13 protein-coding genes are annotated in these 16851 nt (G+C 63.9%); 6 read left to right on the plus strand and 7 right to left on the minus strand.

Annotated features, from left to right (window positions below):
• Positions 1–22 precede the first annotated feature (22 nt).
• The 5 genes from J2S97_RS03565 (at position 23) to J2S97_RS03585 (ending at position 6193) form a co-directional block, all read left to right on the plus strand.
• Entirely contained in the window at positions 23–1495 is a 1473-nt protein-coding gene (locus tag J2S97_RS03565; RefSeq protein ID WP_307046665.1) for an aldehyde dehydrogenase family protein, read from the plus strand.
• Complete coding sequence (locus tag J2S97_RS03570; protein ID WP_307046667.1) at positions 1492–2595, plus strand: tartrate dehydrogenase; 1104 nt, start codon at positions 1492–1494, stop codon at positions 2593–2595. Before J2S97_RS03565 ends, J2S97_RS03570 begins: the two co-directional genes overlap by 4 nt.
• Complete coding sequence (locus tag J2S97_RS03575; protein WP_307046669.1) at positions 2592–3575, plus strand: D-2-hydroxyacid dehydrogenase; 984 nt, start codon at positions 2592–2594, stop codon at positions 3573–3575. Before J2S97_RS03570 ends, J2S97_RS03575 begins: the two co-directional genes overlap by 4 nt.
• Before the next feature lie 96 nt (positions 3576–3671).
• Positions 3672–5120 carry an aspartate ammonia-lyase gene (gene aspA / locus J2S97_RS03580; protein ID WP_307046671.1) on the plus strand — a complete coding sequence of 483 codons (1449 nt, stop codon included), beginning with the start codon at positions 3672–3674 and terminating at the stop codon, positions 5118–5120.
• Between the two features lie 29 nt (positions 5121–5149).
• Complete coding sequence (locus J2S97_RS03585) at positions 5150–6193, plus strand: NAD(P)-dependent alcohol dehydrogenase (protein WP_307046673.1); 1044 nt, start codon at positions 5150–5152, stop codon at positions 6191–6193.
• Between the two features lie 679 nt (positions 6194–6872).
• Here the strand turns inward: J2S97_RS03585 and J2S97_RS03590 are convergent.
• From J2S97_RS03590 to J2S97_RS03600, 3 genes are all read right to left on the minus strand, one after another.
• Entirely contained in the window at positions 6873–7181 is a 309-nt protein-coding gene (locus J2S97_RS03590; RefSeq protein WP_307046675.1) for a carboxypeptidase regulatory-like domain-containing protein, read from the minus strand.
• A gap of 217 nt (positions 7182–7398) precedes the next feature.
• Positions 7399–8538, minus strand: a complete 1140-nt coding sequence (locus J2S97_RS03595; RefSeq protein WP_307046677.1) for an amidohydrolase family protein — start codon at positions 8536–8538, stop codon at positions 7399–7401.
• Entirely contained in the window at positions 8538–9911 is a 1374-nt protein-coding gene (locus J2S97_RS03600) for a glutamine synthetase family protein (RefSeq protein WP_307046680.1), read from the minus strand. The genes J2S97_RS03595 and J2S97_RS03600 overlap by 1 nt, the downstream gene beginning before the upstream one ends.
• A gap of 91 nt (positions 9912–10002) precedes the next feature.
• On the opposite strand from J2S97_RS03600, the gene J2S97_RS03605 reads away from it, so the two are divergent.
• A complete protein-coding gene (locus J2S97_RS03605; RefSeq protein WP_307046683.1) occupies positions 10003–11466 on the plus strand; it encodes a protein adenylyltransferase SelO in 1464 nt (487 codons plus the stop codon).
• Between the two features lie 159 nt (positions 11467–11625).
• On the opposite strand, the gene J2S97_RS03610 is transcribed toward J2S97_RS03605, so the two are convergent.
• The 4 genes from J2S97_RS03610 to J2S97_RS03625 form a co-directional block, all read right to left on the minus strand.
• Positions 11626–12852 (minus strand): S8 family peptidase, encoded by a 1227-nt coding sequence (locus J2S97_RS03610; RefSeq protein ID WP_307046685.1) that lies wholly within the window; start codon positions 12850–12852, stop codon positions 11626–11628.
• A gap of 839 nt (positions 12853–13691) precedes the next feature.
• Positions 13692–14942, minus strand: a complete 1251-nt coding sequence (locus J2S97_RS03615; protein ID WP_307046687.1) for a cation:proton antiporter — start codon at positions 14940–14942, stop codon at positions 13692–13694.
• A gap of 135 nt (positions 14943–15077) precedes the next feature.
• Positions 15078–15890, minus strand: coding sequence for an MBL fold metallo-hydrolase (locus J2S97_RS03620; RefSeq protein WP_307046689.1), 813 nt, complete (start codon positions 15888–15890; stop codon positions 15078–15080).
• A gap of 134 nt (positions 15891–16024) precedes the next feature.
• The gene (locus J2S97_RS03625) at positions 16025–16849 is read right to left on the minus strand and encodes an oxidoreductase (RefSeq protein ID WP_307047732.1); all 825 of its coding nucleotides are present in this window, start codon (positions 16847–16849) and stop codon (positions 16025–16027) included.
• Between the last annotated feature and the right edge of the window lie 2 nt (positions 16850–16851).

Genomic DNA, 16851 nt, shown 5'->3' on the forward strand with positions numbered 1-16851 from the left:
AACGGGTTATGGCCGGGCAAACGTGGCCAACCTTCCTGGCGGTGCCTATTTTGAAGGCCAGTGGCAGACTACCGACAGGACCCTGGAAATACGGGATCCTGAAGATGGCATCCTGCTTGGCCGGGTCTGCACATCAACGCCGCAGGACGTGCGGCGAGCGATCGCGCACATTCATCGCCACCTCCAGGTTGACGAATGGCCGCTCCGCTCACGCCGCCAGGCGCTTGAAAAGGCTGTGCAGCTCCTGGGCGAACAGTCCGAGCGGTTCTCGAAGATCATTGCCGCGGAAAGCAGCAAGACGATAGTCGAGGCCGAGCGCGAGGTGCGGCGTTGCATGGAAACCCTGCGGCTCTCCGCCGCCGCTTCCAGCGAACTGACGGGGGAGACGCTGGGCTTTGATGACAGCGTGGCCGGCGGAAACAAGATCGGCTGGTACAGCCGTAAGCCGGTAGGGATCGTCGCGGCGATCACGCCGTTCAATGATCCACTGAACCTCGTGGCTCACAAGCTGGGCCCGGCTCTCATCGGAGGCAACGGCGTCGTGCTTAAGCCTTCCGGCCGGACCCCGCTGTCCGGGCTGGCGCTGGTCCAGCTGCTGGTTGAAGCGGGTGTTCCGTCCGGACGTATTGCGGCGATCGTGGCCGGTCCGGGCGTTTCCGAAGCACTGGTGACGGACCCGCAAGTGGATCTGATCTCCTTCACCGGGGGTCCCCAAACAGCGGACCGTATTGCCGCCGCGGCAGGCGCCAAGAAGATCATCTCCGAACTCGGCGGCAACAATGCCACGATTGTCTGCCCGGACGCTGACGCCGTCCAGGCAGCCAAGGCGATTGTGGCCGGAGCGTTCGGTGTGGCCGGGCAGAACTGCCTGTCCGTGCAGCGTGTGTACGTGCACACCTCGCTCTTCGAGCAGGTGCTCGAACACGTCACCGCCGGGACCAAGGCACTCAGGACCGGGTCCAAGCTGGACCGGAACACCAACGTCGGCCCCCTTATTTCGGAGGACGAAGCCCGGCGCGTGGAGGAATGGGTGGAGGAAGCGAAGGCTGCCGGCGCCACCGTCCACGCCGGAGGCAATCGCACTAAGGCCTACTACGAACCCACGGTGCTGACCGATGTGCCCTCGGAATGCCGGGTGATCCGGGAGGAAGTGTTCGGGCCAGTTGTCAGCATCCTGCCGTTCATTGAAGCCCAGGACGCCATTTTTGCAGCCAACAGCTCCGAGTACGGTCTCCAGGCAGGTGTCTTCACGCAATCGATCGACCTCGCCATGGCCATCGCCGACCGGCTGCACGTCGGCGCCGTTGTCATCAATGAAACCAGCGACGTCCGGATTGATTCCATGCCGTTCGGCGGATTCAAGAAATCCGGCGTAGGGCGCGAAGGTGTCAAGTACGCCGTCCTGGAGATGACCGAACCCAAGAACACCATCATCAACCTCGGAGAGCCGACCCGCCGGCAGCAACAGGGCTGGCCGACAGAACGGACACCATGAGCAGGCACAGCATTGCAGTAATTGCAGGCGACGGCATCGGGAATGAAGTTGTTCCCGCTGCCATCGCCTGCCTCGAGCGGATCGCAAGCATCCACTCCCTGAACCTGGAGTTCACGTACTTCGACTGGGGTTCTGACTACTACGGACGGCACGGGCGGATGATGCCCGTTGACGGGCTGGAACAGCTCGCCAGGCATGAAGCCATTTTCCTGGGCGCCGTGGGCTCGCCGGAGGTTCCGGACACGGAATCGCTGTGGGGGCTGCTGATCCCGATCCGCCGGGAGTTCCAGCAGTACATCAACCTCCGTCCGGTCAAAACGCTCGACGGCGTTGCCTCGCCTCTCGCGGCGGACAACCCGATTGACATCCTCATCGTCCGCGAGAACAACGAAGGCGAGTACTCCGAGGTCGGCGGGCGGATGTACCGCGGCCTGCCGCACGAAAGCGCGGTGCAGGAAACCATCTTCACCCGCCTGGGAGTCTCGCGTGCTGCCCATTTCGCCGCTTCTCTTGCTGCTTCCCGCCAGGGCAGGCTGACGTCCGCCACGAAGAGCAACGGCATTATCCACACGATGCCGTTTTGGGACGAAGTGGTCGAGGAAACCGTCCGGCTGTATCCGGGTGTGACCGTGACCCATGAGTTGGTGGATGCGCTGGCTGCGCACCTGGTCCTGAAGCCGTGGACATTGGATGTCATTGTCGCCTCCAACCTCCTCGGAGACATTCTCTCGGACCTGGGCAGCTCCGTGACCGGTTCCATCGGCTTGGCGCCCAGCGCCAACCTGAACCCGGAGGGCAACTTCCCATCCCTCTTCGAACCGGTCCACGGTTCTGCTCCGGACATCGCCGGCAAGGGCCTGGCAAACCCGGTAGGCCAGATCTGGTCCGGCGCCATGATGCTCGAGCACCTCGGACACCCCGAGGCAGCAGGGCACCTCCAGGCTGCCTTCGAGTCTGCCCTCCGCGACGGTCACGGCACCCGCGACGTCGGCGGCACCTCATCGACGTCGGAATTTACGGCAGCAGTCCTGACTGCGATCAACACCCTCGCCCTGGCAACGGACCAGCCAGCCAACGCTAGCGCGGTCACGGCGTCATGAGCGCCGCCGCAGAACGCAGGCGGCCCGTCGTCGCCGCCCTCTACCGCGAGGCACTGCCGCCCCGGCTTTCCGAGATCGAGGAGCTTGCCGAGGTCCGGCTGACCAAAGCCGATGGTCTCGCGAAGGCGATGGACGGCGCCGACGTGCTGTACCAATGGCACTCGTTCTCGCCGGCGCTCAAGGAGAACTGGAGCGCTGCCTCTACGCTGAAGTGGGTCCATGTCACGGCGGCCGGCGTCAGCCAGCTCCTGTTCGACGAACTGATCCAGAGCGACATTACCTACACGAACTCCCGCGGGGTCCTCAGCACGGCCATCGCCGAGTTCGCCCTCGGCTTCGTCCTGGACATGGCCAAGGACTCCCAAGGGTCCTACCGCCTGCAGCAGGAGCAACGCTGGCAGCACCGGACCACCCGCAAGATCCAGGGACAGACCGCCCTCGTGGTGGGGACCGGGTCCATCGGCCGCGAAATCGCCCGGCTCTTCCGCGCCGTCGGCATGGGAGCCGACGGCGGAGGACGGACAGCCCGCCCCGGGGATACTGATTTTGGGCAGATCCACTCCTCCCGGGACCTAGTCTCAGTGGTCAAGGATTACGACTATCTCGTGCTCGCTGCTCCGCTGACCTCAGAGACCAAGGGACTGGTCAACGCGGAGGTCCTGGCGGCCATGAAACCATCTGCACGCCTGATCAACGTAGGGCGCGGCGAGCTGGTGCACACGGGCGCCCTGACTGATGCCCTGGCCTCGGGCACCATTGCAGGCGCGGCGCTGGACGTTGTGCACCCGGAACCGCTTCCTGCCGGCCATGCCCTGTGGAGCGGGGACAACGTCATTATCACTCCGCACATGAGCGGGGACACCGAGGACTATCTTGACGACCTCGGGCTGCTGTTCCTCGAGAACCTGAGGCTGTACCGCGCAGGCGAGCCGCTGCAGAACGTCGTTGATAAGAAACTCGGCTTCGTCTCCGCTTCCTGAGCCTTCCCGTACCACCTAACCCATTGATTGCTCCGTAAGTGCCGTTTTGGGCTTCCAAAAGGGCACTTACGGAGCAATCGACACAAGGATTGAGACATGATCGAGAAATCGTCCCTTTTGGAAACCACAGGAAGCCGGACAGAGTCCGACTTCCTGGGTGTCCGGCAGATCCCGGTCACCGCATACTGGGGGATCCAGACCCTGCGTGCAGTGGAGAACTTCCCGATCACCGGCACGGCGATCTCCGCGTACCCGATGCTCGTCACGGCGCTGGCCCAGGTCAAGCATGCCGCTCTGTTGGCAAACTTCGATCTCGGCCTGATTGACCAGGTGAAAAAGGACGCAATCTCGCGCGCCTGCCAAGACATTGAACAGGGTCGGCTCCTGGAGCAGTTCGTGGTGGATGTGATCCAGGGCGGGGCCGGTACCTCGACGAACATGAATGCCAATGAGGTCATTGCCAACCGTGCACTGGAGCATCTGGGACTGGACAAAGGTGAGTATTCCACCATTCATCCGAATGGGGACGTGAACCTGGGCCAGTCAACCAACGACGTGTACCCCACGGCGATCAAGATCGCCACGATCCAGGGCGCCCTTGTGTTACTGGCAGCTATGGCACATCTTCGCAGAGCGCTGGCGCGGAAGGCTGTGGAGTTCGACGACGTGGTGAAAGTCGGCAGGACGCAACTGCAGGATGCAGTGCCCATGACCCTTGGTCAGGAGTTCAGCACCTATGCGGTGATGGTTGACGAGGACGAACGCCGGATTCGCGAAGCCCTGGTTCATCTTCACGAGATCAACCTCGGCGCGACCGCCATCGGCACCGGCATCAACACCCATCCACGATATGCCGCCGAGGCCTGCACTCACTTGCAGCGCATCACCGGGCTACCGCTGGTGACGGCAGGCAACCTCGTGGAAGCGACCCAGGACTGCGGTGCCTTTGTGCTGTTCTCCGGGACCCTAAAGCGCGTGGCGGTAAAGCTGTCGAAGATCTGCAACGACCTGCGGCTGCTCTCCTCGGGACCCAGGGCGGGCTTCGCCGAAATCAACCTTCCCCCGCGCCAGGCCGGGTCGAGCATCATGCCCGGGAAAGTGAACCCGGTCATTCCGGAAGTGGTGAACCAGGTCGCCTTTGAGGTTGTCGGCAACGACCTGACCATCACCATGGCCGCCGAGGCCGGGCAGCTGCAGTTGAACGCGTTTGAACCGATCATCGCGCGCTCCCTGTTCGCCAGTCTGACCCACCTCACGGCGGCATGCACCACGCTGGCGGACCACTGCATCGACGGGATCACTGCCAACAAGGAATACCTTCGTTCCCAGGTCGAAGCGAGCATCGGTGTCGTCACCGTCCTCAACCCGCTCATCGGCTACGATGCGGCAACCTCCATCGCCCGCCAAGCACTCTCCACGGGCCGCAGCGTCACCTCCCTCGTCCTCGAACGCGGACTACTCACGGCCGACGAACTCGACGAGATCCTCCGCCCCGAACACCTGGCCAACCCGCACACCCACACCGCGGACCGGCCGTCCCTCTAGATAGCGTCACGTTAGGAACGGAGCCCTACATGCCCACGCTTGCCAAAGCCTATGTCGCAGTCTCGGCCGCGTCGCCCCTGCAGCCAGGCACCATCGAACGCCGCGAGCCCGGTGAGTTCGACGTGCAGATCGCCATCAAGTTCGCAGGGATCTGTCATTCCGATATTCACACGGCGCGGGGCGACTGGGCGGGCGTGAATTACCCGGTGGTCGTGGGGCACGAGATTGCCGGCGTCGTGGAGGCCATCGGCGCCAAGGTGACGCGACATTCAGTGGGGGACCGTGTGGGCGTGGGCTGCTTTGTGGATTCCTGCCGTGACTGCGTCAACTGCCGTGCCGGCGAGGAACAGTACTGTTTGTCCGGGGCGACGAGCACCTACAACTCCGTGGGCCGGGACGGCCTGCCCACAGCCGGCGGCTACAGCACAAGCATTGTGGTGGACGAGAACTATGTCCTGCGGATTCCTGACGGCATTCCACTTGACGCCGCCGCACCCCTGCTGTGCGCCGGCATCACCATGTACTCGCCGCTGCGCACCTGGAAGGCCGGACCGGGGAAGCGCGTGGCCATCATCGGCATGGGCGGACTCGGCCATATGGGCGTCAAGATCGCCGCAGCCATGGGCGCGGAGGTCACAGTACTCAGCCAGTCGCTCAAGAAGCAGGAGGACGCGCTCCGGCTTGGGGCGGAGCATCACTATGCCACGTCCGACCCGTCCACTTTCGAGATTCTGAGGGGTCATTTTGATCTGATCATCAATACGGTCTCCGCTGATATCGACGTCGACGGGTACCTTTCACTGCTTGCTTTGGACGGCACGATGGTTCTCGTGGGGCTGCCATCGAAACCGCTGACGCAACGCGCCTGGTCACTGGTCAGCTTCCGCCGCAGCCTCTCCGGATCCAAGATGGGCGGGATACGGCAGGCCCAGGAGATGTTCAACTTCTGCGCCGCCCACGGGCTGGGGGCAGAGGTGGAAGTGATTCCGGCCAGCAAAATCAACGACGCCTACGAGCGCGTCCTCGCCAGTGACGTGCGGTACCGCTTCGTCATCGACGCAAACACGTTTTGAGCCATTGCTGCAATTAATGCCCCCTCCGAAGGAACGACATGAAGAAAAGAACCTTGGACTCGCTGCCGACTCACGACGGACATGTGACATCCCTGACGGGTCATCATTGCCCGCAGACCGGCTGGTGGTTGGCGGATGGCGACCCCGACACGAGATTCATCTCCAAGGGTGACGTGATGCCTGCGATCAACGGCCGGCCCACGCATTGGATACTGTGCTCAGAGGCACGCCGCCCGGGCCTTCGACCTGCCTCGGCGGCGTTTGGAACCTGATCAGTTAGGGCGGCGCTTGTATGTTGTCTTCGTCAGTTCGGCCGGTCCCTGCCCAGTGACGTGCGGCGGTACCAGTCAGTGGTTGGCTTCCTGCCTTTGCTGCTGTTGGCACAATTTCGGTTACTGCAGTGCGACGGGATTTCCTCCTGCGGCTGCCTCGCACCCGGCCCGCCGTATTGCAGCCTCGCCGAGACCACGGCTGATCCACACGCGGCACAGACCAGAATCGACCTCATGGTTGGCCACTGCAACCTGTCTCGGCCGTGGAGGTCCTATGGCGAGTAGTGGCCAGCTTGCCGTGGATCTCGCTTGTGCTTTCGCTCTTGGCTTCCATACGTCCCCCCTGAATTGGCCTGCGATTAGAGTACCGCGTCCGGGGTCCAGACATTCAGCGGTGCCCCGACGGCTCAGCGGATCCCGCTGTCCACAATGAGAGTGATGTGAACAGGAGTGTCCGAAACGACCACGGGCTCGGAAGCCGTCGAGGCGTAGCCGCCGACATTGGTCGCCTGAATAACGTATCGGCCCTCGGGCAGCGTCAGGCTGAAGGCACCTTCCATGTCTGTGAGCGTTGAGCCCCGGACGGCCTCGCCGCTAAGGGCAACGACTGCCGCCCGTGATACCGGACGCGGCGGGCACTGCTGTCCAACACGTTCGACCGGACAGACCGGTGCCGTCAGGACGTAGCCCGTGACCCGCCCTGATTGGTCTGGCACCTGCCCGGACTGGCCGGCGCACCCGCATACCAGCATGGTAGCCGCGAGCGGCAAAGTCAGGTCGAACCTCGCCATCATCACTCACCAAGCAATCCAGAACACCATGAAGTTGGTCCCGCGTTTCCGCACGGAGAAGCGGCCTCCTGCGGCGCAACGCTTCGTGTACACCACCGAGTATCCACGCTCCACGAGCCGAAAAATAGGCATTAAACGGCCCTTACGGTAGTCCGTAGACCCTCCGGGCGTTTTCCCGCGCTACAAGCTCCACAACGCGGCGTGCATCGGCCTCCGACCATTCGTCGTCGTCAATCCACCGGCCGAAGACGCCTGTGATCGCGTTGCGCCAGAGCCGCGCGCCGAGGTAGTGGAGTTCGGCCGGGCCGATGGCATCGGACGAGTAGAGGATTTTCGTGAACGGGGCGAGTTCGAAGGAGCGCGCGATGAGGCTCCGGCTTCGGACGCCGACGTGGTTTACCGCCAAGCCGACGTCGAGGTAGACGTTGTCGAAGGCCTGGGCGAGATAGCCAGCCTCACGCTCGAACGGGTAGCAGTGCAAGAGCAGGACGGGGACCTTGCTCGCCTCCACCGATCGGAGAAAGTCGAGCAGAAGCAAGGGGTTCGCCCGGTCAAGGTCCAGCTCCCGGTCCCCGAACCCGACGTGGAGCTGGAGTGGCAGCCCCATTGAGATGGCGCAGTGCAGGCCGAAGCAGATGAGGGTGAGGTCGTCAAGACGTACCGCCCCACCGGACTCGATCCGTTGCCGCCACAGCTTCGCGGACTCAGCTACCTCGCGGTCGGCCGGCCGGCTGAGGTCGTGATTGAAACCGGCCCGATAGGCTAGAACCGACTTCGCCCCCACGACGACATTGGGTTGGTTTGCCAGCAACCCGGTGAACGCGTCCACATAGCCGCCCGGATCCTGGTCCGATTGGATCAGGGTTTCCGCGAGGGTTTCCAAGCGTACGATCTCGTGGGCCGTGGCCCCGGCAATTTCCGCCATCCCGGGTGGATCGAGCATGGCCCCGGTCTTGAATCCGGTGTCGATCAGCCAGTGACTGACTCCGGCTGCCCGGGTCATCCGTCGGCTGATTTCCAGTTCGCCGAGTTCGCTGCGGCGCCGCCAGTAGACCTCGGCTGTGACGTGCCGGGGCAAGTCGATGATCTCGGCGCACCAGCGGCGGAGGGCGAAACCCAGTTGGGAGTCGTAGGCCGCCGACGGTTCCGCGAGGGGTTCGCTATTGCCCTCGTTTAGCGCATTCTGAAAGCGTGTTTCGTCGCCGTCGACCCCATACGCGCCGTGCACGTGGTGGTCGATGAGCCGCACGTCTTCGACAAATCCGGCGAACGACTGCCCCATCAGATCGACCAGGCCAGGCGGAAGAGGGCCGCGAGTTCCTTGGGGTCCCTGGCTCCGTGCGTCTCCTGCTCATGGCGCCGCACCGCAACGGTGGTGTCGACCACCTCGTTGCCCAGCAGCCTACGGGCGTACACGGAGTTGTCCAGGGACGTGATGATGGCCGCTGGCGAATCAGAGACGGTGCCGATCCCTGCGGCCTCCCTTTCCGCCGCGGTGAGGCGGCTTGGGTCGCCGGGAACTTCACCGGGCGGGCGGCTGCCACTGGTGATGCCCTCGAGCGCGACGGCCAGGATGGCGGCCGAGGCCAGGTATACGTTGGCGGAAGGGTCAATGACCTTGACTTCAACGCTCGCCCCATGGGGGTTGCCCACACCGCCTTCGACGAAACGGACGGATGCTTCACGGTTTTCCAGGCCCCAACACAAGAAGGCACCCGACCATGCGCCGGGCGCGAGCCTGATGCCGGACAGGATGGAACCGGTGAGCAGACCCTGCACCTCGGGAAGCCCTTGGATGATTCCGCCGATCGCCGCCCCGCCCTCCTCGGTGATGCCGTGCGGACCGGCACCGCCGCTGAAGAGGGGTGCCACGCCACGGTATAAGGAGAAGTGCTGGTGGGCGCCATTGCCGACCGAGCCGGGGAAGGGCGCGGGAGAGAAGGAAGCCTGCAGCTTATGTGCACGGGCGACCCTACCGACGACGATCTTTGCCAGGACCACGGTGTCCGCTGCTGCGAGCGGATCCCTCGGGGCAAGGGAAACCTCAAACTGGTTGCGGCCGTATTCCGCGTGAAGCTGTTCAACCTGGGCACCCGAATCGTTCATCGCGGCCAGCAACTCGGCCAGGAAGTGCTCCCGGTCAAGCAAACCGGTCAGCCCATACGGAGCCCAGGGCGCGTCGTCGAGCGCCGTGCCGTCCCCGGCGACGAGCATGAACTCCAGCTCGTGGCCCACGAGTGCCCGGTAGCCGGCGTTCCCGGCCCGCTCCTGGACGCGGGCCAGCGTGCCACGCGCACAGGCCGGATCCCGGCTTCCGTCCTGAAGGAACATGTCCGCGGGGGCCCACGCAAGGCCTGAGCCGAGACTGCGCAACCCGTTGGGATCGATCCTCAGGCGCAGGTCGCCGACGGCGCTGATGTTGTCGGTGAAGGCGATTTCTCCGTCGATGCAGAACACATGCCAGACCGGAGCGGCCCCCATGCCGGCCCGGTGGAAGGAGCCGAGCCGGGCCACCGGGACACTCTTGGCCAGCGTGATTCCGGCCGCGTTCACCATTGATCCGATGACCAGTCGAACGCCGGCCTCTTGGAGTCGGCCCGCTGCCGGATCTAGGTCGGATGCGTCGAGAGCAGGAAAACCCGAACCATCGCTCATAGGGATATTCTGCACCTTCGCCGCGAGCATGCAGGCACTGGGTGGGGTCGGGAACAATGACCCCTCATCGTGTCACGGCTATTCTTGGTGGATGGATGTCGTATCACTGTCCGCCGTTACCTTGAGTGGCCACTTCGCCCGGGAATTTCCGGAGATGGCCATTTCGTGGCGGGCGGAGGAGGTTCCTGACCCTGAACTGCTGGTGCTCAACGAGCGGTTGGCTGCCGATCTAGGCCTGGACACCGACTTCTTAAGCAGTCCTGACGGGGTGGGACTGCTGACCGGGTGTCGGCTCCCCGTTGGCGCCACGGCGGTCGCGCAGGCTTACGCCGGTCACCAGTTCGGCTGGTACGTCCCTAGGCTCGGCGACGGGCGTGCCCTGTTGCTGGGGGAGATTACGCACGCGGACGGCAGGCTGCGGGACGTGCACCTCAAGGGTTCGGGGCGTACACCGTTTGGCCGCGGGGGAGATGGCCTGGCCGTTGTTGGACCGATGCTGCGTGAATATCTCGTCAGCGAAGCCATGCACGCGTTAGGCATTCCCACCACACGGTCCCTTGCCGTGGTGGGAACGGGGCGTCTGGTGCAGCGTGAAACCGTGCTGCCAGGAGCCGTGCTCACCCGCGTCGCGATGAGTCATGTGCGTGTGGGCAGCTTCCAGTACGCCGCGGCCACGGGGGACACCGGCCTCGTTCGCCGCCTTGCCGAGTACGCGATCAGCCGGCACTATCCGGCCGCGGCGGAAGCCGAGAATCCCTATCTCGCCCTGTTCCACGCCGTGGTTGCGGCGCAGGCGTCGCTGGTGGCCCGTTGGATGCTGGTGGGGTTCGTCCATGGGGTGATGAATACCGACAACATGACGATCTCGGGCGAGACCATCGATTACGGCCCGTGTGCGTTCATGGACGTGTTCGATCCCGCTGCCGTTTACAGCTCGGTCGACGGCAGCGGCCGCTACGCCTATCGGAACCAGCCAGTGGTGGCGGAATGGAATCTCGCGCGTCTCGCCGAGTCGTTGCTGCCCCTGCTGCACGAGGACCAGGAGCAGGCAATCCAGCTTGCGGTGCATTCACTGGATGATTTCCGCCCGAAGTACAGTGCTGCCTGGGCGGCGGGCATGAACGCGAAGCTCGGATTCCGTCCAGGGCTCGATGACGAGGTGACGTGGCCCCTTGTCGAGGAGCTTTTGGCCCTCCTCCAAGAGGGAAAGGTCGATTACACGTCGATCTTCCGCAGCCTTGGCAAAGCGGCCCGCGGCCACTCTGGGCCTGCACGGCAACTTGTTCCGGATGTGGCGGCGTTCGATGCTTGGGCTGAGCGCTGGCGTGCCTTGAGCCCGGACGCCGCCGCGATGGACCGGGTCAATCCCGTGTATATTCCCCGCAACCACCTGGTAGAGGAGGCCCTGGCTGCCGCCACGGGTGGCGACCTGCACCCGCTGTACCGGCTTCTGGACGCGGTCAGTCGCCCGTTTGACGAGCGCCCGGGTCTCGAGCGATACGCGGTTGGCGCCCCGGAAGATTTCGGAACCTACCGGACGTTTTGCGGAACCTGAACCCTTGGCCCCGCTCAGTCTGTGAGGGCCTTGTCATGCCGCGCGCTGACCGCCGTTATCCGGGATTTCTGAGCACGGTGACCGGCGGCCAGGACCTATGTTCAACCTGCACAATAGGGCCCCTGAACATGATCCACTCCTATCCAGCTTTCGATGAACCTAAATAGCAGTCGGGGGTGCCTGGACCAGGCCCGCGCCCACGTCCCACGGATCCGTGCCCGGCTTGAGCGGGCTGAACGTTCCGGAAGCGATCATCTTGGACTGTAGGAGTACCGGACTCAGCGGCCCCTGTTCAAGAAGCCGTTCCGCCCACAGCGCCGTCACGCCGGCCACGTGCGGGGTGGCCATGCTGGTTCCGCTGATGGTTTTGGTGCCGCCGTTGAGCCAAGCGCTGAATACCCCGACTCCGGGGCCGGCCACCGTCGCCATCGTATTGGAAAACGGCGCCACCGTGAGTCCACCGCTGCCGTCGGCCAAGGCTGCCACGGAAGTGATTCCGTACGCCGCGGCTGGCGGGGCAACGTTAATCTCGTAGGCGGGATTGCCGGTGCGCTTGCTTTCGTTGCCGGCGGCTGCGATGACTACTGTGGTCTGGGCGACGGAGGCACGGGCGTTGAGAAGGTTGGCCAGCTGTTCGAAAAGCCGGATGTTGGCGCGGTAGCCTTCAAGGGCGATCGAGGTGGCGGCGGGGATGGACAGACCGTTCACTTTGACCAGCTCGTCCACCCAGCCGGGAAAGTCCATGCCTAGCGACATGGAGATGACATGGGCTCCGTTGTCGGCAGCCCAGAGCATTGCCGTGGCAAGAATGTCGCTGCTGCCGCCGTTCGGGCCCCCGAGGACCTTGCCGATCAGGGCTTTCTGGACGCCGCGGGCGACGCCGATCCGCTGGCCCGCGAGGTCGCGGCCGAAGATCGTTCCCGCGCAGTGCGTGCCGTGGCCGTTGTCGTCCTCGGCGCTGCCGGCGCCAGTGAAGTCTTTCGTGACGACGTTGACGCCAGCGAAGGCCGGATGGTCGGCGTCGATGCCGGTGTCCAGGACCGAGACGGTCACCCCGGCGCCCGTGTAGGGAGAGGCATCTGCGCCCACCGCTTTGACGCCCCATGTCACAGCAGCGGCCGGTGCCGCTTCTGCTGCGAGGGGTTCGATGAGTTTCATCGGCATCGCGGGGGCGAATCCGAGGACCGTGGGATCGTTTTGCAGGGCGTTGATGGCAGAACTTGAGGCGTTGTCGGTCCGCTCCACGGTCATTCCCACGGCCCGTTCCGCGAGGTTTTGGGCTGCGGTGTCGAGCCCCCGGGCTCCCGGTCCGTCGAAGGGGTCGCGAGTGGCGCGCAGGGCAGGGGCGCGTAGAACGACGATTTTCTGGTTGAGTAGTTTGGACACCGTGTGCTCCTTGGCCGCTACACAGCAGCGTGGGCACCTGGCGCCGGGGCCGCTGTGCGAGTTTCTTGCAAATGCCGGCGAAGGGGCCGGACAAAAGGAACGGGAGGACTCCCAGACGTGAAACTGCGCAGCGAACGGCTGAGACCTTGCATACTTGCCGACGCAACCGTTCAACATGTTTATCCAAGTAAACGTACTAGAGGTTAGTCAGGGCCCAACGCGCTGTCAATGGACCGCGTTGACTATATATTTGCCGGGCCGTCACAGCGCTGTCATCGACATATCCGACCGGATCCCACAGCAGCGTGCCGTTGGGTGTTGCCACAAGCTGGGCGGCCTGCCCGGTCCCGGCCAACAGGCATCAAATGCCAGGTCGATGCAGCCAGACGGTTGCCTGGTTTTGTCGCTCCAAAGCCTCCGCGATCCGACGCGCTGCCTGGATGACCACGTCGCCGTGATCTTTACCAGGTGATGCAGTTACCCGGACCAGAGGCATGGTGAGGCAAACGGCAGCGACGATTCCTTGGTCAGTCACTACTGGCGCACTGATGGAACCCAGTCCGGGGGTGCGGGCACCAACCGAGGGAGTTGCCCTCCAGAGAAAGTTCCTGCGTCATGTGATTCCTGCCTGCGTCTTCGAGTGCAAGATTTCCCACTCAGTGGGAGATGCTTGTCATTGGGCCGATAGGGATAGCATCGCCATGTGACGAGCGCAACAGATTGCTGTCCCAGGCGTGTTTCAACGGTGTACGGGAAACTTGGCGGCCATCGGAACTAACCCCAGCGACTCCCCCGTAGAGGCGCCAGCGCGCCACCGATGCCGGACAGGTCCGGTCCTCTTAGGGAATTTCCACGTGCCGCGTTGGGGTCCCTGATGGTCTGCGTTGATGCTGGCGAAGTGCGAGCAGCGGAAAGATGAGTACCGAAAGCATTCCTGCTCCAATGAGTGCGGATGAGATTCCGCTTGAGATAAGCCCCTCGTCCCGGCCAATGCCGGTCACCGCTACGATGATCGGCAGTCCTGTTGCCCCAAACAGTATGATGGCCAATTTGTCGGCAGGAGCGGACGTAGGGGGCGCTGCGAGCAACGACGGCAGGCCGCGGATGATGAGCAGTAGGAGCAGGAACAGGGGGACCAGTGCGAGAACTGCCGGGCTGGCGATGAGCGCGCGCAGGTCAAAGTCTATGCCGGTGTCGATAAAGAAGATCGGCACCAGGAAGCCGAAAGCGATGGCGTCGATTTTCGTCTCGATGACCGTCCGGTCTTGTTCGGGAGCGCGCGCGATGGCAACCTTCCAGAGGACTCCGGCGGCGAATGCGCCCAGCAGCATGTCGAGTCCCAGCACCATGCTCAGCACAACGAGCACGGTGAGGATGAACACGATTGACCGAACGGCGAACTGGCCGCTGGTGTGGAGGGTCCTGGTGACCTGGGAGTGGAGAAGCGTGTGCCGTGCCCGGGACGCGAGATAAATCGCAAGGCCGGTCAAGAGAACAAACCCGAGAAGTACCGCTGTGGCCGGTCCCAGCTGCCTGCCACTGAAGAACAGCGAGATCGCAATCAGCGGACCAAACTCCCCAGCCGCGCCCAGTGCGGTGACCGCGATGCCCAGCGGGGATTTCAATTCGCCGGCGTCGCGAAGGATTGGCAGCAGCGCGCCCAGCGCCGTGGAGCACAGGGCGACCCCGATAATCACGGCAGCAGCCGGTGACGGGGCCAGGACAAACCCGGCGCCAATGCCTGCCGCCAAGGAAATGACCCAGCCAGCGGACGCGCGGTTGACGGGCCGGCCCCGGATCACGGCGAAATCAATCTCATTGCCGGCAACAAAGAAAAGCATGGCCAGCCCGAATTGGGCCAGTGTGTCTATGAATTCTGTGGGTTGGATCCACCCCAACAGGCTGGGGCCGAGCAGGATTCCGAGGACAATCTCGAACACCACGATAGGCACTTTGATCACCCGGTCAAGGAAGCGGGCCGCAAGGGGCGCTGCGATGGCCAGCAAGGCGATCAGAACCAACGACGTGGACAAGCCATGCATCAGCGGTACCTCCGGTACCTCGGCTGCTTCGAAGGAAAAGTAATCCAAAGCTACCGCCACTATTGCTGGCGGCGCCATAACAGCCAACCGCCAAATGCTACCCCGGTGTCGACGATGACCCTCAGCTCGAAACCCGCGGCGGCCGGGAGGAACGTGTCGAACTCCAGAGCAAAGATGGGCGGTTCAGGTCAAATGGTCGAAGTCTCCTCGCGCCCAGGCAGCGTGCCGTTGGGCGGAATCCCGCAGAACGGCCTTGGCTCCGGACGCGATTACATTGTTGAAGTTGCCGTAGATCCGGTCAAACTCGAGTTCTCCCAGCTGCTCGGCGATTCGCAACGCCACCGGCCCAGAGAGCGGCAAATGATTCGGGTAGCTGCGCATGAAGGCGATGGAGCGACGGTCTGGATTCGGATACACGCTGTCACCGGTCAGGAGAACTCCTCTGCCGGCCGCTCCTGCAGCCCAGTGCACCACTGCGCTGCCCGGGAAATGCCCCCCGGTCTGATGTAGGGTCAACCCTTCGGCGATAGTGTGACTGCCGGACCAATATTCGATGATCGGATCATTGCGCCCCAGCCAATGCCGGTCTGCGTCCGCCACAAGTACAGGGACGCCGCCGAGCCGATGCGACCATTCGACCTGCACACCAAACATGTGTGGATGGCTGGCGGCGATCGCCAGGACCGGGCCTCGCTCGAGCACTGCCTGCACAGCGCTGTCGTCGACATAACCGACCGGATCCCACAGCAGCGAACCCTCGGGTATTGCCACAAGCTGGGCGGTCTGCCCGATCCCGACTTTTGGCTCCGTCTTGATCCCGATAAGTCCCGGCTCGTTCTCCTTGAACCATGCTTGCTGGCCCTCCTGCGCCAGAGCGTCCAGTGTGAGCCACGTCTGTCCGTCCTCGGGCACGTACTGCCTCTCATCGGCGCAGATCGGGCAGAGCCCCGGAGCCGGTTCGTCGCGTTCGACGGCGCAGGTTGCGCAGATCAGCATGGTTGTTCCCTCCTCAACGTCATGTCCTGCTTTCCGCCTTCTTCACCCTCGGCCGCAGGCTGCCCTGCCCAGACTATGGCACGCGAAAGTCCCCTAGGAAGAGAACCAGTAGCCGGTGCGTGTACTCCATTTACTCAGTCCTCTATGCCGGTGCTGAGGCTGAGGTCCCGCCATTGGTCCAGTTCTGTCCGCTGCCGCTGAGCGACGGAGCCGAAAGCATCGAACGCGTCTTCGCCAAGCACCAGCAGCGACGGCGGGTTCCCGCTACCGACGACCGCCAGGATGGCTTCCGCGGCCTTCGCCGGGTCGCCCGGCTGGGTGCCGTGCATCGTGTCGTTCTCCTTGCGCCGCTTGCCGGCCGTCTCCGAGTAGTCCGCGATCGGCGTCGCCGACTGGGTCAGCGAGCGGCCGGCGAAATCCGTGCGGAACGCGCCGGGCTCGACGACGGTGGCGTTGATGCCCAGCGGCTGCAGTTCCTTCTGGAGGGATCCGGACATGCCCTCCAGGGCCGCCTTCGTGGCCGAGTAGAAGCCGGATCCGGCCGGTGAGATGCGCGCTCCGATGGAGGAGATGTTCAGGATGGTGCCGGACCTATTTGCACGCATGTCCGGCAGGACTGCTTTGATCATGTCCACTGCGCCGAAAACGTTCGTGTCGAACAATTGCCGGATGTCGGCGTCGTCCGCTTCCTCAACCGCAGAGCGGTAACCGTACCCGGCATTGTTGACCAGCACGTCGACGCCGCGGAAGCGGGCCTGTGCCTGCTGGACTACCGAGCTGATCTGATTCCGGTCGGTGACATCGAGGGGCAGGGCCAACGCCGTGTCGGGGAAGTCGGACGCGACGTCTTCCAGCGTGGCCGGGTTCCGGGCGGTGACGACAGCATTGTGGCCGTGCGCGAGCACTGCCTCGGCGAGCGCCCGGCCGAGTCCGGTGGAGCATCCTGTTCCGGCTGGCAGGT

The sequence above is a fragment of the Arthrobacter oryzae genome, from assembly GCF_030812315.1.
GTDB lineage: Bacteria > Actinomycetota > Actinomycetes > Actinomycetales > Micrococcaceae > Arthrobacter > Arthrobacter oryzae_B.

Bases quoted from the DNA above. Each gene is read 5' to 3' on its own strand.
- J2S97_RS03620 (WP_307046689.1), bottom strand. From the start codon at position 15,890: ATGCTGATCTGCGCAACCTGCGCCGTCGAACGCGACGAACCGGCTCCG.
- J2S97_RS03600 (WP_307046680.1), bottom strand. From the start codon at position 9,911: ATGAGCGATGGTTCGGGTTTTCCTGCTCTCGACGCATCCGACCTAGAT.
- J2S97_RS03585 (WP_307046673.1), top strand. From the start codon at position 5,150: ATGCCCACGCTTGCCAAAGCCTATGTCGCAGTCTCGGCCGCGTCGCCC.
- J2S97_RS03595 (WP_307046677.1), bottom strand. From the start codon at position 8,538: ATGGGGCAGTCGTTCGCCGGATTTGTCGAAGACGTGCGGCTCATCGAC.
- J2S97_RS03570 (WP_307046667.1), top strand. From the start codon at position 1,492: ATGAGCAGGCACAGCATTGCAGTAATTGCAGGCGACGGCATCGGGAAT.
- J2S97_RS03605 (WP_307046683.1), top strand. From the start codon at position 10,003: ATGGATGTCGTATCACTGTCCGCCGTTACCTTGAGTGGCCACTTCGCC.
- J2S97_RS03575 (WP_307046669.1), top strand. From the start codon at position 2,592: ATGAGCGCCGCCGCAGAACGCAGGCGGCCCGTCGTCGCCGCCCTCTAC.
- aspA (WP_307046671.1), top strand. From the start codon at position 3,672: ATGATCGAGAAATCGTCCCTTTTGGAAACCACAGGAAGCCGGACAGAG.